Here is a 22,007-nt window from a genome sequence, read left to right as displayed (position 1 = left end):
GTCCGTCCGCGAGCAGCCCCGATCCGCGGTCGCGCCGCAAGGGCGCTCCTACAAGGGCGGGCTTGCGGGTCGCGCCACAAGGGCGCTCAACGGTGGGCTTGCGAGCGCCCACTCCACCGCTGCCAGGGCATGGATGCGGGTGGTGTCGAACAATGGCACGCGGCTGTCGGTGCTATCGACCAGCAGGCCGATCTCGGTGCACCCAAGGATGACGGCCTGGGCGCCGCGCCTGATCAGGCTGGCGATGATGGCGCGAAACTGCGCACGGGAATCGGCGTCGATCCGGCCCTGGCAGAGCTCTTCATAGATCACCCGATGAACGATCTCGCGCTCATCCGGCTCAGGGACGAGCACTTCCAACGCCTGCGCCTGCAGCCGACCGACGTAGAAGTCCTGTTCCATGGTGTAGCGCGTACCCAGCAGACCGATGCGGGTCAGCCCGGCCGCCCGGATTTCGGTCGCGGTGGCATCGGCGATATGAAGAAGAGGAATGGAAACCGCAGCCTCCAGCGCGCCTGCCAGCTTGTGCATGGTGTTGGTGCACAGCACCAGGAACTCGGCGCCGGCGGCTTCCAGCGCCTTCGCCGCATCGACCAGAATGCCGCCCGCCTGAGCCCAGTCGCCGCTCTGTTGCAGGCGCTCGATCTCGTGGAAATCGACGCTGTAGAGCACCAGTCTGGCCGAATGCAAACCGCCCAGACGCTCGCGCACCCCCTCATTGATCAGCCGGTAGTAGGGAATGCTCGATTCCCAGCTCATGCCGCCGATCAGTCCGATGGTTTTCATCAGAACCGGATTCCTGAGTTCCACAAGTCAGAGATTACAAGGCCGCGCTGCCCAGGAAGCAATTCCCAAGCTCCAACCGCGTCATTGCGAGCCACCTGTTTCGGCCCGAAACTGCCCACGGGCCATGACCCCGCCGTCGTAGGTCATGTTGTCCGCGTCAGCGGACTACGTGACATCAAGTTGCGTCACGTAGCTCGCTACGCGAGCAACATGACCTACAACAGCAAATCAACGACTTGCGATATGAGTTCATGGAGAGCCACCTGTTTCGGCCTGAAACTGCCCATGGGCCATGCCCCCCCCTCGGCGTCATTGCGAGCGTAGCGAAGCAATCCAGGGGTGTGCGGCGCTACCCTGGATTGCTTCGTCGCTGCGCTCCTCGCAATGACGCTTCAACAACTGACGACACGGGTTTGTTGCGAGCACAGCGAAGCAATCCAGGTGCACGGCCGATTTTCCCATTCCGCCCTGCCTTGTTAAGCTCGGGGCGAGAGACCCTGGACGAGACCCCCTCACTGATGGCACGAACGATGGACGTCTTCACCCCGAACCAGCTGCTGACCCTCAAGATCTGCGCCGTCATCATCGTCGTGGGCCTGATCATCCTGGCGATCGATCGCTGGTTCGTGCGGGCGGATGAGCCGACGCGCGATGAGCAGCTCGGCCAGGTGATCGAGCAGAACGAATTGCAACAGCTCACCGATCAGGCCGAGCTGGATGAACTGCGGCGCAAACTGCAGGCCTTCGAGGCCGTGACCGGGCAAGTGCAGAAGGTCAACACGGCATTGGTGCGGAAAGAAGCCGCGGCCCGATTGTGGTTGATCGAGTATCAAAGCCGCGAGCGCTCGCTGATTGGGGCCAATGCGCCGATGGCGCGGGTGGATGTGCCGCTGTTCGCCATTCTGATCGAGTTCGAGTCAGACCCCGGCTGGCCGACCTTCACCCAGGAGTACGCTGACGATGTCCCCGAGCTGCTGCCGGCCGACTTCGCCCAGCGCTTGCGGCGCATGGACGAATACCGCCTGGCCATGCAGGGTCGCCGGCTGGTCTTTGCCTCGCAGTTGCAGACGGCCGCCTTGATGCAATCGATACAGAGCAATACCAGCCCGGAATTTCACCCCGGCCTGCTCAACAGCGCCCTGCGCGTGGACGTGCAGTCGGCCATCGATATCGTCAACGCGCTGCCTCGATCACCGCAGCTGGCGCGCTTCTACCGAATCGAAGGCATCCAGGTGAACTTGCCGAAGGTGGATGGCAGCGCCCTCAGTGAGCGCCTGCAGGCGGATCGCGAACGCATTCAGGCAGAGCAACGCGCCGCTTCCGAGGAATTGGCCCGCAAGTTCGAACAGGATCGCGCGGAGTTCCGACAGCGCAACGACGAACTGCGTAGGCAGTTCCAGGAGCGCATGGATGCCGCCAGCGAAAAAATGCGTAGCAACGGCGTTTCGCCCCAAGCTGACAGCGCTTCTGAACCCGCGGCAGACTCGGACCCGCCGCCTTCCGAGTCCAGTTCGCCCAACTCGAACTGAGCGGGCCGGCCGGGATCAGCAGCGAATCCAGCGCCAATGGCTTATTCTTGAGTCCCGACGCTGCCGCCAGAATGACGGCCCGCGGCGGCCAGACCACCCCGTTTCAGCGACGTCAGCATCATGAACTTCACCGCTCAGGCCATTCCTCAGTCAAAGTTGCCGCCCGATATCTTCAGGGCTCCGCCGCACAAGCTCAGCGGCACGGTATTTCCGATTGGCAAGGTCGATGTCGGCGCCATCCGCGAGCTGCTGGCGACCAAGACCGAGGCCGAATGGCAGGAAAATGCCATGCGCCAGCAGAACTTCACGGTACACCGGCACACCGAATCGCTGGTGTTGAAGTGGTGTGCCAACAGCGGCGCAGACACGCCGGTCGAGACCACCCGCCATTACGCCGATTTCGAGCCGTTGCTGCGGCCGATCATGGAGCAGATCCATCAGGCCTACGGCTATGAGCGGCCGGTGATCCGCAAAGCCATGTTTGCCAAGCTCAAGGCAGGCGGCCAGATCCCTGATCATTGCGACGGCGCCGTGGCGCTGCGCATGGTGCACCGCATCCATATCCCGATCATCACCAATGACCAGGTGCACTTTCTGATCAACGACATCGACCATTCGATGAAGGTCGGCGAGATCGCGGAGATCGACAACACCCGCTTCCATTCGGTGCGCAACGACAGTCAGGAAGACCGCATCCACCTGATCATCGACTACTACCACGCCTGAGATCGCCCGAGCCTGGAAACCCGGGTGAGAGGTAGCGCGGCTCCGGCGCGCGCCCGATTGGGATGTGCGGCAGGGCGGTTCGCGCCGGCGGCCGCGGCTCGGACGGCCCTTACCGCGGCGCCTTCGCGTCATCGCCCGGAGAGCGCCGCGCGCACTTCGGGCTACAACAGCCCATGCATCATTCCCGATGAAGAATCCCAATCCACCTCTGATCCTCTGCTACCACTCCACCAACGTTAGCGGCCACGACTACGCCCTGAATGATCATGTGGCGCTGCGGGCCGATCTGGCCGCGCTGCATGCGGCCGGCTTCGATCTGGTGCACGCCTCCGATCTGGACACCGCGCCGCAGGCCGGTCGACCGCGCGCGGCGATCACCTTCGACGACGGCATGGTCCTGGATGCGCTCGATTTCGAACACCCGAGCTGGGGACATCAGGACTCCTTTCTGCGGATCCTGCGCGATCACCATGAACAGACCGGCCAGCACTGCCAGGCCGCCAGCTTCGTCATCGCCAGCCCGCAGGCGCGCGCCGAACTCGACCGCAAGGATTTCCTGTCCCTGAATGTCTGGCACGATGACTGGTGGCAGGAAGCGAACGATTCCGGCTACATGACCATCGAGAATCACAGCTGGGATCACAACCATCCCTCGCTGGACCGGAGCGTGCAGCGCAACAATGAGCGCGGCAGTTTTCTCAGCATCGAGACGCTGGACGAAGCCATGGCAGAAGTTGCCCAGGCCTGCGATTACATCGAGCAGCGCTGTGGGCGCAGGCCCAGCCTGTTCGCCTATCCCTGGGGTCAGGCCAATGACTATCTGGTGGAGGAGTTCTTTCCGCAGCGCGGCGCCGATCTGGGCCTGACAGCGGCTTTCGTGACCACACCCAGGGCCGATCGGCCCATCAATCGCTGGAGTATCCCGCGATGGGTTTGCGGCACAGACTGGCGCTCGCCGGAGGATTTCGCAGCCTTGCTGAGGCGTCATTGCGAGACCACGAATCCCGCATAGACGACCCTGTGGGAGCGGACTCTGTCCGCGATGCTTCTGCCCCTGTCGGGATTCCGATCGCGGATGAATCCGCTCCCACAGCGGAGCAACAAGACCTGTGGGAGCGGGCTCTGCCCGCGAATGCTTCTGCCCTGTCGGGATTCCGGTCGCGGATGAATCCGCTCCCACAGAGGCTCGCTGGTACCACAGTCCGCTCCCGCGGGAGCGGACTGTGCCTTGCTGGCAACGACCTACAGCGCGTCGCCGTCGATCTCGCCAGTGCGGATACGCACCACCTGGTCGAGGTTGTAGACGAAGATCTTGCCATCGCCGATGCGACTGGTGTTGGCCGCCTTGCGCACGGCATCGACCACGGCATCGACGCGATCATCGGTGACGGCGATCTCGATCTTCACCTTGGGCAGGAAATCGACCACGTATTCGGCGCCGCGATAGAGCTCGGTGTGGCCCTTCTGACGGCCGAAGCCCTTGACCTCGGTGACGGTGATTCCGGTCATGCCGACTTCCGACAGCGCTTCGCGCACGTCGTCGAGCTTGAACGGTTTGATGATGGCTACAACCATTTTCATGGTGAGTACTCCCGTATGACTTGTCGATAGAGTGAGCGCTTCATGCTCACAGGTTGTAGCCGCGCTCGTCGTGCAGCACAAGGTCGAGGCCTTCGGTCTCTTCGTCGGCACTGACCCGCAACGGCACGATCAGAGCGATCAACTTGAGGATCACGAAAGTCAGCACGCCGCTGTAGACGATCGTGAACAGCACGCTCTTGGTCTGCACCCACACCTGACCGGCAATGCTCATGCCTTCGGCCAGCCCGGAACCGCCCAGGCTGGCATCGGCGAACACGCCGGTCAGAATCGCACCGATGATGCCACCGACCGCATGCACACCGAAGACGTCCAGCGAATCGTCATAACCCATGGCCCGCTTCAGGCGAGTGGCAGCAAAGTAGCACAGCACGCCAGCGGCAAAACCGATCACCAGCGCACCGCCAGGTCCGCAAGTGCCCGATGCCGGGGTGATCGCGACCAGACCGGCGACTGCACCGGAAGCGATGCCGAGCACCGAGGGCTTCTTGTGCACGAACCACTCGATCAGCATCCAGCCCAGCGCAGCAGCGGCCGTTGCCACCTGCGTGACCAGCATGGCCATGCCGGCGCCTTCGTTGGCGGCCACGGCCGAGCCGGCGTTGAAACCGAACCAGCCCACCCACAGCATCGAGGCACCGATGACCGTGTAGGTGAGGTTGTGCGGCGGCATCGCCGTGGTCGGAAAGCCCTTGCGCTTGCCGAGCACCAGACAGGCCACCAGCGCCGCAATACCGGCGTTGATGTGCACCACCGTACCGCCCGCGAAATCGAGCACGCCCCAGTCCCAGAGCAGACCGCCGTCGCCCGACCAGACCATATGGGCCATCGGGAAATAGACCAAGGTCACCCACAGAATGCTGAAGATCAGCAGCGCCGAGAAGCGCATGCGCTCGGCGATGGAACCGACAATCAGGGCCACGGTGATGATGGCGAAAGTGGCCTGGAAGGTGGCGAACACACTTTCGGGAATCGCCGCCACCAGGGCGTCTCGGGCCACGCCAATGAACAGGGCCTTGTCGAAACCGCCGATGATCGAGTTCAGATTGACCGTACCGCCTTCCATGCCCGCCGTGCTGAAGGTCATCGAATAGCCGTACAGCACCCACAGCACCGTGACCAGTGCGGTGATCGCGAAACACTGCATCAACACCGACAACACATTCTTGGCGCGCACCAGGCCGCCGTAGAACAAGGCCAGCCCGGGTATGGTCATGAACAGCACCAGGGCCGTGGCGGTCAACATCCAGGCGGTATCGCCCGCGCTCAAAGTGGGCGCTTCCTGCGCCGAAGCCACGCCGGCCGCGAGTAGCGCCGGAAGTCCGTAGAGCCATCTTTTCATTTCATATCCCCTTTTCGGACAGGTTGGTTGCACTGCAACAAGGGATAGATGGCAAGAGCGGTGCCAAGGGCTAGAGCACAAACTCAGTGCACGGAACTACGGCGCAAGATCCGAGGCTTTATCGTGTTAAATCAATTCTTTATTGAATGCCGACCATCCATGAAATGCTAGCGACGACAGGATCGTCCAGCGAGCGTGCAAGTTTGCGGTGCACCATGAACGGCGGATAAACGATACCGTTCCCCATACTGGTGCACACCACCACTTCCCACGCTGGCATCGCCCGACTCGGGCGTCTGGAGAACCGTTTCCAAGGACCACCGAGATTGCCTCGTAGCCGTCGAGGGCCAGAGCGCGCCAGACACGCCCCGAGCGCGAGAGCTGCACAAGATCGGCGACGTCGGCGCGGGTTCTTCTTCCTGCACGGCAGGCTGCTAGTCTAGGGCGCAATCAAAGCGAGCCGGCGCGCCATGTCCGACACCGTCATTCGACCCGATCCGCTGCCTGAATTGATCGAGCGCGTGCGCGCGACCGATCTGCAGAGCGCTGCGCGCCTGCTGACGCCTTATTCCGACACCGAGATCGCTCAGGTGCTGGCGGCGCTGAGCACCGGTCAGGCGGTCGAGGTGCTGGAGGAATTTCCCACCGAGCGCCGCGCCACCATTGCCGCCGAGACCGCGGCCGGACCCGACTGGCTGGAGGGTCATCGCTATCCGGAAGGCAGCGTCGGTCGATTGATGGAACGTGCGCCGGCGGTGTTCTTCGAGGACACCAAGGTCGGCCAGGTGATTGCCACCTTGCGCGATGTGGTGCGCACCAAGCAGATCGTCTACGTGTTCTGCATCGATGCGCAGCGGCGTTTCACGGGCGTTGTCGCCTTTCGCGAGCTGCTCTACGCCAGTCGCACCGACACACTGGACTCGGCGATGGTGCGCTCGCCCTTCTCCTTGCGCCCGAGCACGCCCCTGCCCGAGGCCATGCGCGAGGTGGTGACCCGGCACTACCCGGTCTACCCCGTCTGCGATGAAGCCGGTCATCTGCTCGGACTGGTGCGCGGCTCGGTGCTGTTCGAACAGCAGGCTTTCGAAATTTCGGCGCAGGCCGGCTCCATGGTGGGTGTCGAGAAAGAGGAACGTCTGGGCACACCGTGGCCTCGCGCCCTGCGCTACCGCCATCCCTGGCTGCAGTTGAACCTGCTGACGGCCTTCATCGCCGGCGCCGTGGTTGGCGTGTTTCAGGGCACGATCGACCGCATCGTGCTCCTGGCGGTGTTTATCCCTGTGCTATCGGGACAATGCAGCAATACCGGCTGTCAGGCGCTGGCCGTGACCTTGCGCGGCATGACCCTGAACGAGGTCAAGCCCGGCAGCGCATTGCGCCTGATCAGCAAGGAAGCCTGGCTGGGCTTTCTCAATGGCGCCCTGGTCGGCGTGGTCGCAGGCATTGCCATGTTCGTGCTCGCCACCAGCCAGAAAGCCACGGCGCCCATCACCTTGAGCCTGATCACCTTCTTTGCGATGACCGTCAGCTGCATGGTCAGCGGCATGGCCGGCGCCGGCGTACCGCTGCTGCTCAAGCGTGTCGGCGCAGACCCGGCCACCGCCTCCAGCATCTTCCTGACCACCGCCACCGACGTCTTCAGCATGGGCGTGTTTCTGGGGCTGGCGGCGTGGTTGATCGTGTAGCTTCGCGGGGCACGGGGCACGGGGCACGGGGCCGGGACACGGGGCGCGGGGCACGGGGCACGGGAACAGGATCCGGTAGGTCACGTTGGCCGCGTAGCGGTCTACGTGACACGGAATAGCCGCAAGCCATTCACCTTGCGCCAAGCCCGGCAGGCTCTTCGCCAGACACGGCGTCCTCGTCACGCAGCCCGCCAGGCCAACGTGACCTACGAACAGCGCCTTATCTGCGACAATCGAGCGCGAGCCTTGCTAGCCCTGCCATCCATGCTCATTGATAGCCACTGCCACCTGGATGCCCCCGAATTCGATGCCGATCGCGCAGCCGTGCTGGCGCGGGCGCGTGCGGCTGGCGTGATCGCGCAGATCATTCCGGCCGTGACCGCTGCCAGCTTCGAGCCGTTGGCCGCGTTGACGTCTGCAGAAGCTGATCTGCACGCCGCCTATGGTCTGCATCCGATGTTTTTGGCCGAGCACGTCCCGGAGCATCTGGCGGCCGTGCGCGAACGGCTGGCCGATGGTGCTGCGGTGGCCGTCGGTGAATGCGGCCTCGATTTCTTTGTCGAAGGTCTGGACCCTGATCTGCAGCGCGCGTACTTCGTCGCCCAGGTCGAACTGGCCCGGGAATTCCAGTTGCCACTGGTCCTGCATGCGCGACGGTCGGTCGAGGAGGTCATCGCCACGCTGCGCCGCGTGGGCGGCGTGAGCGGCGTGGTGCACAGCTATTCGGGCAGTGAAGAGCAGGCGCGCCAACTCTGGAAAATGGGCTTCTGCCTGGGCGTCGGCGGACCCGTCACCTTCGAACGTGCCCAGCGTCTGCGGCGCCTCGTGGCCACCATGCCGATCGAGTTCCTGCTGCTGGAAACCGACGCTCCCGATCAGCCAGACCAATGGCATCGCGGCCAGCGCAACGAGCCGGCCCACCTGCCTGCCATCGCCGCCACCATCGCCCAATTGCGTGGGGTGTCGGCAGAGGAGATCGCGCAGGCCACCAGCGCCAATGCCCGGCGGGTGTTCGGGTTGGTCTGATGAGGGCACGTTGAGCGAGGGCGCGAGGGCGGTTCGCCAGGATCCGGCCCCGGGCCGAGCTGTGGGAGCGGACTTTGTCCGCGATCGAGGCCGGTGTGTGCCCGGAGCCAATCATCGCGGCTGAAGCCGCTCCCACAGGGCCCGGGTTCATGGCCTGTGTGCAGCGCCGGCACTACACAGGTGGCTCTCCATGAACCCATATCGTAAGTTTTTGATGCGTCATTGCGAGGAGCGCAGCGACGAAGCAATCCAGGGTAGCGCCGCACGCCTCTGGATTGCTTCGCTACGCTCTCCATGAACACATGTCGTAAGCCGTTGATTTTCTTACTTCACCTGTAGGAGCGCCCTTGCGGCGCGACCGCTGCTTCGGACGTGCGGCTTGCCGGTCGCGACGCGAGGTCGCTCCTACGGGCGGGTTTGTGGTTCATGGCCCTTGGGCAGTGTCGGTCCGACACAGGTGGCTCGCAATGACGCGGTTTACCCTGCGGATCTCGCCCTCCTGCCCTCCTGCCCTCGTTAGCCGCTATCCTGAGCCCAACCTCAACGATCACTCTCCTACCTCATGGCCGGAACCAGCCTGCTCACCCTGATCGACGACATCGCCGCCCTGCTGGATGACATCGCGGTGATGAGCAAGGTGGCCGCCACCAAGACCGCTGGCGTGCTCGGCGACGATCTGGCCTTGAATGCCGAGCAGGTCTCCGGCGTGTCCGCCGAGCGCGAATTGCCGGTGGTCTGGGCCGTGTTCAAGGGTTCGATGCTGAACAAGCTGATCCTGGTGCCAGCGGCGATGGCGATCAGCGCGCTGGCGCCCTGGGCCATCGTACCCTTGCTGATGCTGGGCGGCGCCTATCTGTGCTTTGAGGGCTTCGAGAAGGTCGCTCACAAGTTCCTGCACTCGCCGGATGAAGATGCAGAGCACCATCAGGAACTGGTCGCGGCCGTGGCCAATCCCAAGGTCGATCTGGTGGCCTTCGAGAAGAACAAGGTCAAGGGCGCGATCCGCACCGACTTCATTCTGTCGGCAGAGATCATCGTCATCACCCTGGGCACGGTGGCTGGCGCCAGTTTCGGCAAACAGCTCGCGGTACTCAGCCTGATCGCCCTCGCCATGACGGTCGGCGTCTATGGGCTGGTCGCGGGCATCGTCAAGCTCGACGATCTGGGGCTCTACCTGAGTCGCTTGAAGGGGGCTGTACAACGTCGGCTGGGCCTGTGGCTGCTGGCCGCAGCGCCCTACCTAATGAAGACGCTCTCGGTCGTCGGCACGGCGGCCATGTTCGTGGTGGGTGGCAGCATCCTCGTTCATGGCATCGAGCCGCTGCATCATTTCATCCAGCACGGCGGTGAACACGTTCAGCAGATGGGTGCACCGGGCTGGATCGGCGGGCTGGCGGTGATCCTCATGGAAACGCTGGTCGGTCTGATCGCGGGCGGATTGGTCCTGATGTTCCTCAATACCGGCAAGCGCCTGTTTGGCAAGAAGGATGCGGTTGGCTAGTCATTGGCGACGGCGAGTCGCTCGCAGATCCGGAGGCAGGACCGCCTTGCCTGCTCATGACTGACCCACCCGCTCGTATCAAGGGCCGCGGCGCGGCCAGCAATCCGGTCGGGCGCTTCGAGAGCACCCGCGGGGATATCGTGGACGATGGCTGGTGGCAGGAATTCCTGCCCTCGCGCCCGCAAACGCAGGTGGTGGATGAGACGGCTCGCAGCATCCTCAGCCGCAATGATTCGCCCGACATCCCCTTCGACCAGTCGATCAATGCCTATCGCGGCTGCGAACATGGCTGCGTCTATTGCTATGCGCGACCAACCCACGAGTATCTGAATCTGTCATCTGGCCTGGATTTCGAGACCCGGTTGTTTGCCAAGACCAACACCCTGGACTTGCTGCGACGTGAGCTCGGCAAGCCGGGCCACGAGGTCAGTCCGATCAACCTCGGCGCCAACACCGATCCCTACCAGCCCATCGAAAAGCGTTATCGGCTGACACGCCAGATCCTGGAACTGCTGCTGCAGACCCGGCATCCGCTGACCATCGTCACCAAGAACGCCCTGGTGCTGCGCGATCTGGATCTGCTGCGTGAACTGGCAGCGCTGCAGCTGGTACAGGTGTTCCTGTCGATCACGACGCTGGACAACGGGCTGGCCAGCCGACTGGAACCCCGCGCCAGCGCGCCGCATGCACGGCTGCGCGCCGTGCGCGAACTGGCGCAGGCCGGTGTGCCCGTCGGCGTGTTCGTGGCGCCGGTGATTCCGGCCATCACCGATCACGAACTGGAAACCATCATGGGCGCCGCCCACGAAGCCGGCGCCAGCATCATCAGCTACACCCTGGTGCGCCTGCCGCATCAGGTGGCGCCGCTGTTTCGCGAGTGGCTGGAAGTCCATTTCCCGCAACGCGCGACGCATGTCATGAGCCTGATCCAGCAGATGCGCGGCGGGCGTGACAATGACGCGCGCTTTGGCTCGCGCATGCGTGGCGAAGGTCAGTTTGCCGAGCTGTTGCGCCAGCGCTTTCGACTGGCGAAGAAGAAGCTGGGATTCATCAGCCGCGATGAGCGACCAGAGTTGCGCTGCGATCTGTTTCAACCACCGGCGCGCCCGAGGCCTACATCGCCCCAGGGCGATCTATTCGGCGGTTGAAGCACCCGCCCAGTGCGAGCGGACTCTGTCCGCGACAAAGCGATCGCGGCTGAAGCCGCTCCCGCCGTAGGAGCGACATCGTGTCGCAAGCGGACTCCTCACATCGAGCGATGCCCGGATCGCGGCTGAATCCGCACAGGTGGGTGGGTTCCTGGCGGCCTCGATGTCCTGCCCTTCCCGTCGCCCTTGAGGTTCGCCATGACGTGAATCGGTGCCGGGGCTACAATCCATGCAGGAGGTGTCCCCATGTCTGCTGCTACACCCTGGAGCACCGAGCTGGCGGAGTCGCTGATCGCAGCGGAGCAGGCATCCGCCAGGACTTTCTACGGTGAGGATGGCGATGGCGCCACCGCACTGTTGCCCATCCTGCATGCTTTCGCGCGTCGCTTTGGTTTCGTCCCTGACGAGGCATTGCCGATGATTGCGAAGCGTCTGAATATCTCCAGAGCGGAAGTGCGCGGCGCCTTGAGTTTCTATCACGACTTTGACGATTCGCCCCCGGGCCTGCACGTGCTCAAGCTTTGCCGCGCGGAAGCCTGCCAGGCCCTGGGCTGCGAGCAGACGGCTGCCCATCTGGCCGAGCAGCATCAGCTGAAACCCGACAGCACGGCGGGTGCGGTCACGCTCAAGAATGTCTATTGCCTGGGCAACTGTGCATTGGGGCCGGCGGCGCTGCTGGGCGAGGAATTGCTGGCGCGCTTTGACGCGCAGGCGGCCGATGCCTTGATGGCACGGTTGGGGAAGCCCGCATGAGGAGCGCGCGCCGGGGTTGGACACCTGCCGCCTGCCCCATTCCCCCGCTTGTGGGACGTCCCCGTCCCGTAATCCGGCAAACCGGACAACGTGACCTACGGTGCGCCTGGTTCGAGAACCGTCTTCTGCCGGCATCATCGCCATGAAGGTCTTTGTCTCCCGCGATGCCGCTGCACGCTCGGTCGGCGCCGATGGCGTCGCCACAGCCATCTCCGATCGGGCACGCTCAGCAGCGATCGACCTGACACTCGTCCGAACCGGCAGCCGCGGCATGCTCTGGCTGGAACCGCTGGTCGAGGTGGAAACCGAAAAGGGCCGCGTGGCCTACGGGCCGGTCAAACCCGAGGACGTCGAATCGCTGTTTGCCAGCGGTTTTCTCGAAGGCGGTGCGCACCCGCTGCACCACGGGTTGACCGCACAGATGCCGTGGATGGCGCGCCAGCAGCGCCTGAGCTTTGCCCGCGTTGGCGTGATCGATCCGCTGTCGCTGGATGACTATCGCGCCCACGATGGCCTGGCTGGACTTGAGCGTGCGCGCACGCTGTCGCCAGCGGAATTGCTGCAGCAGATCGTCGATTCCGGCCTGCGCGGTCGCGGTGGCGCCGGCTTTCCGGCCGGCATCAAGTGGCGCACGGTGGCCGAGGCGCCCGGGCCGGTCAAGTACATCGTCTGCAATGCCGACGAGGGCGACAGCGGCACCTTTGCTGACCGCATGCTGATCGAGGGCGATCCCTTTGCGCTGATCGAGGGCATGTTGACCGCCGGTCTGGCGGTCGGTGCCAGCCGCGGCGTGGTCTATCTGCGTTCGGAGTATCCGCAGGCCATCACCGTCCTGCGCAGCGCGCTGGCGACGGCTCGGCATCACGGCCTGCTGGGCGAGGATTTCGACATCGATCTGCGCGTGGGCGCCGGCGCCTACATCTGCGGCGAGGAGACCTCGCTGCTGGAAAGCCTGGAGGGTAGACGCGGACAGGTGCGGGCCAAGCCGCCATTGCCGGCCCATCACGGCCTGTTCGGGCGCCCGACCGTGGTCAACAATGTGCTGACACTGGCAGCGGTGCCGTGGATTCTGCAGCACGGCGCTCAGGCCTATGCCGACTTCGGCATGGGCCGCTCGCGCGGTTCGATGCCGGTGCAGCTGGCGGGCAATATCCGTCGCGGCGGGCTGTTCGAATGCGCCTTCGGGATGACCCTGCGCGAACTGGTCGAAGACATCGGCGGCGGCACGCTCAGTGGCCGCCCGCTGCGCGCGGTCCAGGTCGGCGGGCCGCTGGGCGCTTATTTCCCCGATGCGCTGCTGGACACACCGCTCGATTACGAAGCCATGGCGGCCGCCGGCGGTCTGCTCGGCCACGCCGGCATCGTGGTCTTTGATGACAGCGTCGATCTGGCGAAGCAGGCACGCTTCGCTTTCGAGTTCTGCGCCATCGAAAGCTGCGGCAAATGCACGCCCTGCCGCATCGGCTCGACCCGCGGCGCCGAGACCCTGGACAAGGTGATCAAGGGTATCGAGCCCGAACGCAACATCGAGCTGGTCCGGGAGCTGTGCACGGTCATGACCGATGCCTCGCTGTGTGCGCTGGGCGGCCTGACGCCGCTGCCGGTGCTGAGCGCACTCGAGCATTTCCGCGAAGATTTCGGCCCGAGGGTGGCGTCATGAGCGCCCGGTTGATGCGCCGAGCTTCGGTAGGCCGGGTCCTCGCGTCGAAAGAACCGGCCTTTGCGTTGAGATCAATACGCGAGGCGCCCGGCGCTCTTGCGAGCACACGGCGACGAGTCGCGGCCACCGCCGCGATCAATCCCTTGCGAACGCCTGCCTCTTTGCGCGCCAGAGCCGCGCTACGCGCTGCGGCGCCGCTCTTGAGTCCGTACAGATCAACAGCGGCCGCGCAGGCGCGCGTCCCCCCTCAGAATCGCTTCAAGCACGCCACGTCAGGCATGGCTCATGAGCTACGCCGCGCCGGCACGGCTCCCCTGCGGCGACCGCTGAACCTCCGAGGTGTCACATGACCCTGCTCAAGGAACCCGACTACGGCACGCCGCTGCGCCAGAGCGCAGAAACCGTCACGCTGAACATCGACGGCGCCACAGTGTCTGTGCCCAAAGGCACCTCGATCATGGCCGCGGCGCGCAGCCACGGCGCCGCCATTCCCAAGCTCTGCGCCACGGACATGGTCGAGGCCTTCGGCTCCTGCCGATTGTGCCTCGTGGAAATCGAAGGCCGCCGCGGCACCCCGGCCTCGTGCACCACCCCGGCCGAGGACGGCATGGTGGTGCGCACGCAGACGCCGCGCCTGGCCAAACTGCGCAAGGGCGTCATGGAGCTGTACATCTCCGATCATCCGCTGGATTGCCTGACCTGCTCGGCCAACGGCGACTGCGAGTTGCAGGACATGGCCGGCGCCGTGGGCTTGCGCGAGGTACGCTACGGCCATGACGGTGCCAAACACCGCACTGAGGCCAAGGATCAGAGCAACCCGTATTTCACTTTCGATTCGTCCAAGTGCATCGTCTGCTCGCGCTGCGTGCGCGCCTGCGCCGAAGTGCAAGGCACCTTCGCCCTGACCATAGAGGGGCGCGGTCTGGACTCGAAGGTTGCTACCGGCAGCCTGGATTTCCTGTCTTCCGAATGCGTCTCCTGCGGCGCCTGCGTGCAGGCCTGCCCGACCGCCACGCTCAACGAGAAATCGGTGATCGAACTGGGCACGCCGACCGGCCACGTTGACACCACCTGCGCCTATTGCGGCGTCGGCTGCGGTTTACGCGCCGAAACCCAGGGCAACAAGGTGGTGCGTATGGTGCCCTCCAAACAGGGCCTGGCCAACGAGGGCCATTCCTGCGTCAAGGGTCGATTCGCCTGGGGCTATGCCACCCACAAGGACCGCATCACCAAACCGATGATCCGCAAACTGATCACCGATCCCTGGCGCGAGGTGTCCTGGGACGAAGCCTTCGCGCACGCGGCCTCGGAGTTCAGGCGCTTGCAGGCCGACTACGGCCGCGACGCCATCGGCGGTATCACCTCGTCACGCTGCACCAATGAAGAGACTTTCCTGGTGCAGAAACTGGTGCGTGCCGGATTCGGCAACAACAATGTCGATACCTGCGCCCGCGTCTGCCACTCACCCACCGGCTATGGCCTGAAGAACACCTTCGGCACTTCGGCCGGTACCCAGGACTTCAAGTCGGTCGCCCAGGCCGATGTCATCCTCCTCATCGGCGCCAATCCCACCGACGCCCATCCGGTATTTGCCTCGCGCATGAAACGGCGCCTGCGAGAGGGCGCCAAGCTGATCGTGGCCGATCCGCGGCGCATTGACCTGGTACGCTCGGCGCATATCGAAGCGACACATCATCTGGCCCTGTTGCCGGGCACCAATGTCGCGCTGATCAATGCCCTCGCCCACGTGATTCTCACCGAGGGTCTGGTCAGGGAAGACTATGTGCGCGAGCGCTGTGACCTCGACGCCTTCGAATCCTGGGCGCGCTTCATCGCCGAGGAACGCAATTCTCCCGAATCGATGGCGGCCATCACAGGTGTTCCGGCCGCCGACATCCGCGCGGCGGCGCGTCTGTACGCCACTGCTGGCAATGCCGCCATCTACTATGGCCTGGGTGTCACCGAGCACAGTCAGGGCTCGACCATGGTCATGGGCATGGCCAATCTTGCCATGGCCACCGGCAACATCGGCCGCGAAGGCGTGGGCGTGAACCCACTGCGCGGCCAGAACAATGTGCAGGGCGCCTGCGACATGGGCTCCTTCCCTCACGAGTATTCGGGCTACCGCCACGTCAGTGACGACGCCACGCGCGAACTGTTCGAACATCTCTGGGGCGTGTCACTGTCGAAGGAACCGGGACTGCGCATCCCCAACATGCTCGACGAAGCAGTATCGGGTGGATTCAAGGGCATCTACATCCAGGGCGAGGACATTGCCCAGTCTGACCCGGACACGCAGCATGTCATTGCCGGTCTGGAAGCGATGGAATGCGTGGTGGTGCACGACCTCTTCCTCAACGAGACCGCCAAGTACGCGCACGTGTTCCTGCCGGGCTCGTCTTTCCTGGAGAAGGACGGCACCTTCACCAACGCCGAGCGTCGCATCAGTCGCGTGCGCAAGGTCATGGAACCGCTGGCCGGATTGGCCGACTGGGAGGTGACACTGCGCTTCGCCCAGGCGCTTGGCTACGAACTGCACTATGCGCATCCGTCCGAGATCATGGACGAGATCGCGCGGCTGACGCCGAGCTTCGCCGGCGTGTCCTACGCCAGGATCGATGAACTGGGATCGCTGCAATGGCCCTGCAACGAGGCGGCGCCGCAGGGCACGCCGGTGATGCACGTGGATCGTTTCGTGCGCGGCAAGGGCAACTTCATGCTGACCGAATTCATCCCCACCGATGAGCGCACCGGGCGGCGCTTCCCGCTGCTGCTGACCACCGGACGCATCCTTTCGCAGTACAACGTCGGCGCCCAGACCGCGCGTACGCCGAACACCGAATGGCACAACGAGGACGTGCTCGAGATCCATCCTTTCGATGCCGAGAACCGCGGCATCAACAGTGGTGATCGGGTCTCGCTGCAGAGTCGCTCCGGCCAAACCTCACTGCGCGCGGTGATCACCGAAAGGGTGCAACCGGGCGTGGTCTACACCACCTTCCACCACGCCCGCACCGGCGCCAATGTGGTCACCACCGACTATTCCGATTGGGCCACGAATTGCCCCGAGTACAAGGTCACCGCCGTGCAGGTCGCCCGCACCAGCGAGCTTTCGCCCTGGCAGCAGGACGAGTTGCAGCGCGAGCAGTTCCTGCGTCGGATCGAACGGAGTGAGTCCCATGCGGCCGGTTGAGGCCCGTTCTCAGCCTACTGTGGGAGCGGACTCCGTCCGCGAGCTCTTGGCTGCGGAAGATGGCATGACCTTTGACGATGACCGGCCCCGGATCGCGGGCGGAGCCTGCTCCCACAGCCGGAGCGGAAAAGCATCGCGGCTGAAGCCGCTCCCACAGGAGGGGCGCTGACCGGTGAAACGCGAAATACTGATCCGCATGGCCAATGAGATCGCCCGCAATCTGCGCGCCCAGGCAGGCGACGAGGCCGGCAGCGCCACGGCTGCACACCTGCGCAGCTTCTGGACACCGGGCATGCGCGCCGAGCTGATCGCACACGCCAAGGCCGGTGGCGAGGACCTGGATCCGATCGCGCTGGAGGCCGGGCTTCGGCTTGGTGGGGCGGCGGTGCCCTAGTGATTAGTGACCGGGCGCGATGCCGCTTGTGCGTCGTAACCGACCGTGGCTTTTGTGGGTCCAGACTTGCCTGGACGCTCTTCGTCAGGTGGTGCAGAAGCGTCCAGACAAGTCTGGACCTACAAGAGCACGGCGCCAGGCGCCGCCGAATTCTTGCTGTTTCGCAGCTGCTAGCGTAGGAAGCGACTATCCTCGCACGGAGAATCAGGCCACCGCTGCCTGCCACGCCAGTGCACTTCACATCAGGAGCCCCACATGAAATGGCAACGCGCCCGACAGAGCCAGAATATTGACGATCGACGCGGTGGCCGAAGTGCCGCGCGCGCCGGCGGGGTCGGCATCGGGGGGCTCGCCATTGCTTTGATTGCGGGCTGGTTTCTCGGCGTCAATCCGGCCGAGATTCTGTCGCTGCTGGGTGGCGTGCAGGGCTCCGGCACCAGCGCGCCATCGGCAAGCTCGCCGGAAGAAGAAGCCGCCCGCGCCAATGATCCGCGCCGCCAGTTCGTCGCCGCCATCCTTGGCGACACCGAGGACGTCTGGGGAGCGATATTCAGGCAGAACGGCCAGCAATATCCCAATCCCACCCTGGTGCTCTTTGAGGGCGCCGTGAATTCCGCCTGTGGCCAGGCCAGCGCTGCGGTAGGACCCTTCTATTGCCCCGGCGACCAGCAGGTCTACATCGATCTCGGCTTCTTCAAGGAGATGCAGACCCGCCTGGGCGGCGGCGGCGATTTCGCCGAGGCCTACGTCATCGCCCATGAAGTGGGCCACCATCTGCAGTCGCTGACCGGGGTGTCGCGCAAGGTCAACGACGCCCGCCGACGCGGCCAGGATGTGGAAGGCGACAACGGCCTGCTGGTGCGTCAGGAATTGCAGGCCGACTGCTATGCCGGCGTCTGGGCGCACCATGCCCAGGCTCGCCATCAGTGGCTGGAAGAAGGCGATATCGAAGAGGCGTTGAATACCGCCAGCGCCATCGGCGACGACCGATTGCAGAAGCAGTCGCGTGGTCAAGTGACGCCCGATGCCTTCACTCACGGCACCAGCGAACAGCGTGTGCGCTGGTTTACTCAAGGATTCCGCAGCGGCCAGATCCAGAGCTGCGATACCTTCGCCGTCGCCCGTCCCTGAGCGCGCCCCGCTGCCGGTTTCAGGCCCGAGCCGGCGGCAAGCTCACCAGAAAAATGTCGTAAGCGACTGATTTTACTACCGCGCAAAATGCGGGGCAGGGGGCAGGGGGCAGGGGACCCACCCCGCCGCACGATCTGATCGAGTAGCGAGTTTGGGCCCCTGCCCCCTGCCCCTCGCCCCTTGTTTGTTGCGCGACTACGCGCACCAGCCGGGGCAACCGGCACTCCCACCCAATGACCCAATCAGGCTGCCGACGTGCCGCTTGCGTCCGCTGTGCTGGCTCGTCTATCTTTCGCAAATGCGAATCGGTTGCATTCGCACATTTTCGACCGCGATTGGAGACACTCGATGAAGCTTCTGTACCCTGTTGGGGGAATTCTTGCACTGCTCGCGTCCACCGCCAGTCCAGCGGCGGAGACACCTACGCTCGAGGAAATGTGGCAGCTGGTGCAGAAGCAGCAGGCGCAGATCGAGGCCCTGCAGAGCGAGCTCAAGTCGGCTCGCGAGCAAGTCCTGCTGACCGAGCAGAATGTGCAGATGGCCGATCAGAAGATCGCGGCCAGCGAGCAACGCCTGGACCAGACCGATGCCTCGCTGCAGGATCTGGTCAGTGCGGTGCCGGAATCGCCAGCCTGGGTCGAGGACACCAGCTTCGGCGGCTACGGCGAGTTGCATTACAACGGTGGCGACACCGACAAGATCGATCTGCACCGCTTCGTCTTGTTCTTCGGACACAAGTTCAGCGACCGCATCCGCTTCAATTCCGAACTGGAAATCGAACACGCTCTGGTCGGCGACGGCAAGCCCGGCGAAGTCGAGCTGGAACAAGCCTATGTCGAGTTTGATCTGAACGACCGTCTGCGCGCCAAGGGCGGTCTGTTCCTGGTGCCGGTGGGCATGCTCAACGAGTACCACGAGCCGCCGGTCTTCTACGGCGTCGAGCGCAATCCGATCGAATCGCGGATCATCCCGACCACCTGGTGGGAGGCCGGCGGTTCACTCTCGGGCCAGTTCGCCCAGGGCCTGGACTGGGATTTCGCGGTGCATTCCGGACTCAAGGCCAGCGCGAATTCGCAATACACCGTTCGCTCGGGTCGGCAGAAAGTGGCCGAAGCCGTAGCCAAGGACGCAGCCTTCACCGCGCGCATCCGCTACAGCGCCATACCCGGACTGCAGCTCTCCGCCAGTTTCCAGCATCAGCAGGACATCACCCAGAGCGCCGACCCCACCGCAGGCTCGGCCAACCTGTTCGAGACCCATGCAGTCTGGAACACCGGCGGCTTTGGCCTGAAGGCGCTGTATGCGCGCTGGCAACTGCAGGGTAGCGGCCCGGAATCCCTCGGAGCCGACGTTCAGGAGGGTTACTACCTGGAGCCGTCCTATCGACTCTCGCCAACGCTGGGCGTCTTTGCGCGCTACAACGTCTGGGACAATCTGGCCGGCGATTCGATCGACAGCGAGTGGCGCCAGACCGATATCGGCCTGAACTACTGGCCGCACCCGGACGTGGTGTTGAAAGCCGACTACCAGTTCCAGGATGGCCCGGGCAACAACGATGGTGACGACCGCATCAATCTCGGCATCGGCTATCAGTTCTGATCGGACCTGCGAGTTGATTTTGCGGAATGCTCCGAGATTGCCGCGGCGGTGGAGGGCGTCGCGCTGCGGCGCCGCTTTGCCGGGTGCGGAAATCCAGAGCGGCCGCGCAGGCGCGCGTCCCTCCTCAGAGCCGCTTCGATCCAGCAAGAGCTGTCTCATGTAGCCCGAAGTGCGCGCAGCGCTCTCCGGGCCGTGACTCGACAAGCGCCGGGGAGCCGCTGCGCGGCACCCTCGGCCTACGCGCAACAGGCGGGTTCATGGTCCTTCGGCAGTGTCGAGACGAAACAGGTAGCTCGCAATGGCGCCGGTACAAGCTCCCTGGGCAGCGTCGAACTGAGACAGCTCGAATCAGGTAGCTTTCATGCCTGCAAACCGGAACTACCCGAGAAGTTGGCATGACTGGCCCTTTGCTGACCAGCAAGACCCATGATCTGCTCTGCCGTGGGCGCAGCGCTGGCGAAAGCAGCATTAGCTGCAGTCTGGACCTGGACCGTTCGACCACCGTGGTCGAACTGTTGCCCGAGCACTGGTGCTGGCAGGGCCAGGCCTTCCCCTATCTCAAGAAGTGCAAGGATCGAACGGTCTACCACTGGGATGGCAGCAGCTTCGAACCGATCGCGCGCTTCAACGGATCGTTGATCAAGCTCGTACCCACGCCCTGGGGGCCTCCGACCTTCGAGATCGATGGCATCAAGATGCTGCCGACCGCGCAGATTTCTCCGTGGGACGACGCCGAGAACAAGGTTGCGCTGATCCAGCCACGCGGAAAGCGCGTCCTCGACACCTGCGGCGGCCTCGGCTACTTCGCCGCCTGGTGCCAGCAGGGTCAGGCGGCCGGCGTGCAGTCCTTCGAGAAGAATCCCGACGTGATCTGGCTGCGCAGCCTCAACCCCTGGTCTCCGCGCACCGACGCCGTGCTGTCGCTGACCCAAGGCGATGTCTGCGAACACCTTGAAGCGCTGGACAGCGCCTCGTTCGACGCCGCCCTGCACGATCCACCACGTTTTGGCATCGCCGGCGAACTCTACTCGCAGCGCTTCTACGATCAGCTGGCCCGCGTACTGAAGCCCGGCGGCAAACTGTTTCACTACACCGGCAGCCCGAACAGACTCACGAGTGGCCGTGATGTGCCGAAGGAAGTTGCGCAGCGTCTGCGAAACGCCGGCTTCGTTGCGGAACTCAAGTTAGACGGCGTGCTGGCGGCAAAGGGTCCGCGAATGATCCGCGCCTAGCTCTTGAACGACAGAATCCCGTCCTGCACGGCGCGAAACACGGCTTCGGACCGCGACGTCGCAGCCAATTTCGGGTAAAGATTCCGAACGTGATGCGCTACGGTATTGGGCTTCATGCCCAGACGAGTGGCGACATCACGGTAGGACAGACCGCGGGCCAAGGCCTCAAGCACGTCGCGTTCGCGAGCGGTCAAGGCCATCAGTCGATTCACTGGAGCGGGTGCCCGCTCGGACTGCCGCAGCCGGCGCAACAGATAGCCTGCCACCGCGGGCGAGATCGGCGATTCACCTGCCGCCGCCAGGCGCAGCGTATCCAGCAAGCTCGACGGATCGGCATTCTTCAGCACGTAGCCGTCAACGCCTTCGCTGATCGCCTCAACCACGCTGGCCTCATCGCCCAGAAGGGTGAACACCACCACCACAGGTGGCTTCGCCAGCTTGCGCAACTGGGGCAACAGGTCGACTCCGCGGCCATCAGGCAATCCCAGATCCAGCATCAACACGTCAGCGCCCAGCAGCAGTTTCCGCCGGGCGCTTGCCAGATCATGCGCCATCCAGGCCAGGCGGAACTCAGATGAGGCATCAATAATGGCGCTGACCGCTTCGCAGACTGCGAGGTTGTCTTCCACCATGGCTACAGACTGAACTTCGGATAGAGCCATGGGCAAGGAGCTCGAGATCGGGAGTTAGCGCACCCACACGG

Annotated in this window: 18 protein-coding genes; 14 read left to right on the top strand and 4 right to left on the bottom strand. The window is 64.2% G+C overall.

Annotated elements, in window-relative coordinates:
* Positions 1-48: 48 nt before the first annotated feature.
* Positions 49-786 carry an aspartate/glutamate racemase family protein gene (locus H7A19_16105; GenBank protein MCP5476353.1) on the bottom strand — a complete coding sequence of 246 codons (738 nt, stop codon included), beginning with the start codon at positions 784-786 and terminating at the stop codon, positions 49-51.
* Between the two features lie 518 nt (positions 787-1,304).
* On the opposite strand from H7A19_16105, the gene H7A19_16100 reads away from it, so the two are divergent.
* The 3 genes from H7A19_16100 to H7A19_16090 all read left to right on the top strand — a co-directional run bounded on the left by H7A19_16100 (position 1,305) and on the right by H7A19_16090 (position 4,053).
* Positions 1,305-2,315 carry a hypothetical protein gene (locus H7A19_16100; GenBank protein ID MCP5476352.1) on the top strand — a complete coding sequence of 337 codons (1,011 nt, stop codon included), beginning with the start codon at positions 1,305-1,307 and terminating at the stop codon, positions 2,313-2,315.
* A 120-nt stretch (positions 2,316-2,435) separates the two neighbouring features.
* Positions 2,436-3,041: an aspartyl/asparaginyl beta-hydroxylase domain-containing protein gene (locus H7A19_16095; GenBank protein ID MCP5476351.1), complete on the top strand. Its 606-nt coding sequence runs from the start codon at positions 2,436-2,438 to the stop codon at positions 3,039-3,041.
* 187 nt (positions 3,042-3,228) lie between these two features.
* On the top strand, positions 3,229-4,053 hold the full coding sequence (locus H7A19_16090) for a polysaccharide deacetylase family protein (protein MCP5476350.1): 825 nt from the start codon (positions 3,229-3,231) through the stop codon (positions 4,051-4,053).
* A 230-nt stretch (positions 4,054-4,283) separates the two neighbouring features.
* Here H7A19_16090 and glnK read toward each other — a convergent pair whose 3' ends face one another.
* On the bottom strand, positions 4,284-4,622 hold the full coding sequence (gene glnK / locus H7A19_16085) for a P-II family nitrogen regulator (GenBank protein MCP5476349.1): 339 nt from the start codon (positions 4,620-4,622) through the stop codon (positions 4,284-4,286).
* Between the two features lie 46 nt (positions 4,623-4,668).
* A complete protein-coding gene (locus tag H7A19_16080; protein MCP5476348.1) occupies positions 4,669-5,982 on the bottom strand; it encodes an ammonium transporter in 1,314 nt (437 codons plus the stop codon).
* Between the two features lie 470 nt (positions 5,983-6,452).
* Here H7A19_16080 and H7A19_16075 point away from each other — a divergent pair, with 470 nt between their 5' ends.
* The 11 genes from H7A19_16075 to H7A19_16025 all read left to right on the top strand — a co-directional run bounded on the left by H7A19_16075 (position 6,453) and on the right by H7A19_16025 (position 21,304).
* Positions 6,453-7,667, top strand: a complete 1,215-nt coding sequence (locus H7A19_16075; protein MCP5476347.1) for a magnesium transporter — start codon at positions 6,453-6,455, stop codon at positions 7,665-7,667.
* Positions 7,668-7,931: 264 nt separating this feature from the next.
* Positions 7,932-8,693: a TatD family hydrolase gene (locus H7A19_16070; GenBank protein MCP5476346.1), complete on the top strand. Its 762-nt coding sequence runs from the start codon at positions 7,932-7,934 to the stop codon at positions 8,691-8,693.
* A gap of 562 nt (positions 8,694-9,255) precedes the next feature.
* The gene (locus H7A19_16065; GenBank protein MCP5476345.1) at positions 9,256-10,194 is read left to right on the top strand and encodes a DUF808 domain-containing protein; all 939 of its coding nucleotides are present in this window, start codon (positions 9,256-9,258) and stop codon (positions 10,192-10,194) included.
* Between the two features lie 56 nt (positions 10,195-10,250).
* Positions 10,251-11,342: a PA0069 family radical SAM protein gene (locus tag H7A19_16060; protein ID MCP5476344.1), complete on the top strand. Its 1,092-nt coding sequence runs from the start codon at positions 10,251-10,253 to the stop codon at positions 11,340-11,342.
* 246 nt (positions 11,343-11,588) lie between these two features.
* Positions 11,589-12,095: an NAD(P)H-dependent oxidoreductase subunit E gene (locus H7A19_16055; GenBank protein ID MCP5476343.1), complete on the top strand. Its 507-nt coding sequence runs from the start codon at positions 11,589-11,591 to the stop codon at positions 12,093-12,095.
* 136 nt (positions 12,096-12,231) lie between these two features.
* The gene (locus H7A19_16050; protein ID MCP5476342.1) at positions 12,232-13,755 is read left to right on the top strand and encodes a formate dehydrogenase; all 1,524 of its coding nucleotides are present in this window, start codon (positions 12,232-12,234) and stop codon (positions 13,753-13,755) included.
* A 346-nt stretch (positions 13,756-14,101) separates the two neighbouring features.
* The gene (gene fdhF, locus H7A19_16045) at positions 14,102-16,948 is read left to right on the top strand and encodes a formate dehydrogenase subunit alpha (GenBank protein MCP5476341.1); all 2,847 of its coding nucleotides are present in this window, start codon (positions 14,102-14,104) and stop codon (positions 16,946-16,948) included.
* Positions 16,949-17,144: 196 nt separating this feature from the next.
* On the top strand, positions 17,145-17,342 hold the full coding sequence (locus H7A19_16040; protein MCP5476340.1) for a formate dehydrogenase subunit delta: 198 nt from the start codon (positions 17,145-17,147) through the stop codon (positions 17,340-17,342).
* 255 nt (positions 17,343-17,597) lie between these two features.
* Positions 17,598-18,473: a neutral zinc metallopeptidase gene (locus H7A19_16035; protein ID MCP5476339.1), complete on the top strand. Its 876-nt coding sequence runs from the start codon at positions 17,598-17,600 to the stop codon at positions 18,471-18,473.
* Positions 18,474-18,821: 348 nt separating this feature from the next.
* Entirely contained in the window at positions 18,822-20,072 is a 1,251-nt protein-coding gene (locus tag H7A19_16030) for a porin (protein ID MCP5476338.1), read from the top strand.
* 395 nt (positions 20,073-20,467) lie between these two features.
* Entirely contained in the window at positions 20,468-21,304 is an 837-nt protein-coding gene (locus H7A19_16025) for an SAM-dependent methyltransferase (protein ID MCP5476337.1), read from the top strand.
* On the opposite strand, the gene H7A19_16020 is transcribed toward H7A19_16025, so the two are convergent.
* Positions 21,301-21,966 (bottom strand): response regulator transcription factor, encoded by a 666-nt coding sequence (locus H7A19_16020; protein MCP5476336.1) that lies wholly within the window; start codon positions 21,964-21,966, stop codon positions 21,301-21,303. The two genes, H7A19_16025 and H7A19_16020, sit on opposite strands and share 4 nt — an antisense overlap.
* Between the last annotated feature and the right edge of the window lie 41 nt (positions 21,967-22,007).

The sequence above is a fragment of the Rhodanobacteraceae bacterium genome (assembly GCA_024234055.1).
Classification (GTDB): Bacteria; Pseudomonadota; Gammaproteobacteria; order Xanthomonadales; family SZUA-5; genus JADKFD01.
The sequence above is the reverse complement of the archived record's forward strand: the minus strand, read 5'-3'. Positions and strand labels throughout refer to the sequence as shown.

Bases quoted from the DNA above. Each gene is read 5' to 3' on its own strand.
- H7A19_16035 (MCP5476339.1), top strand. From the start codon at position 17,598: ATGAAATGGCAACGCGCCCGACAGAGCCAGAATATTGACGATCGACGC.
- H7A19_16065 (MCP5476345.1), top strand. From the start codon at position 9,256: ATGGCCGGAACCAGCCTGCTCACCCTGATCGACGACATCGCCGCCCTG.
- fdhF (MCP5476341.1), top strand. From the start codon at position 14,102: ATGACCCTGCTCAAGGAACCCGACTACGGCACGCCGCTGCGCCAGAGC.
- H7A19_16020 (MCP5476336.1), bottom strand. From the start codon at position 21,966: ATGGCTCTATCCGAAGTTCAGTCTGTAGCCATGGTGGAAGACAACCTC.
- H7A19_16090 (MCP5476350.1), top strand. From the start codon at position 3,229: ATGAAGAATCCCAATCCACCTCTGATCCTCTGCTACCACTCCACCAAC.
- H7A19_16095 (MCP5476351.1), top strand. From the start codon at position 2,436: ATGAACTTCACCGCTCAGGCCATTCCTCAGTCAAAGTTGCCGCCCGAT.
- H7A19_16105 (MCP5476353.1), bottom strand. From the start codon at position 786: ATGAAAACCATCGGACTGATCGGCGGCATGAGCTGGGAATCGAGCATT.
- H7A19_16070 (MCP5476346.1), top strand. From the start codon at position 7,932: ATGCTCATTGATAGCCACTGCCACCTGGATGCCCCCGAATTCGATGCC.
- H7A19_16025 (MCP5476337.1), top strand. From the start codon at position 20,468: ATGACTGGCCCTTTGCTGACCAGCAAGACCCATGATCTGCTCTGCCGT.
- H7A19_16075 (MCP5476347.1), top strand. From the start codon at position 6,453: ATGTCCGACACCGTCATTCGACCCGATCCGCTGCCTGAATTGATCGAG.
- H7A19_16100 (MCP5476352.1), top strand. From the start codon at position 1,305: ATGGCACGAACGATGGACGTCTTCACCCCGAACCAGCTGCTGACCCTC.
- H7A19_16040 (MCP5476340.1), top strand. From the start codon at position 17,145: ATGGCCAATGAGATCGCCCGCAATCTGCGCGCCCAGGCAGGCGACGAG.
- H7A19_16055 (MCP5476343.1), top strand. From the start codon at position 11,589: ATGTCTGCTGCTACACCCTGGAGCACCGAGCTGGCGGAGTCGCTGATC.
- glnK (MCP5476349.1), bottom strand. From the start codon at position 4,622: ATGAAAATGGTTGTAGCCATCATCAAACCGTTCAAGCTCGACGACGTG.
- H7A19_16080 (MCP5476348.1), bottom strand. From the start codon at position 5,982: ATGAAAAGATGGCTCTACGGACTTCCGGCGCTACTCGCGGCCGGCGTG.
- H7A19_16060 (MCP5476344.1), top strand. From the start codon at position 10,251: ATGACTGACCCACCCGCTCGTATCAAGGGCCGCGGCGCGGCCAGCAAT.
- H7A19_16030 (MCP5476338.1), top strand. From the start codon at position 18,822: ATGAAGCTTCTGTACCCTGTTGGGGGAATTCTTGCACTGCTCGCGTCC.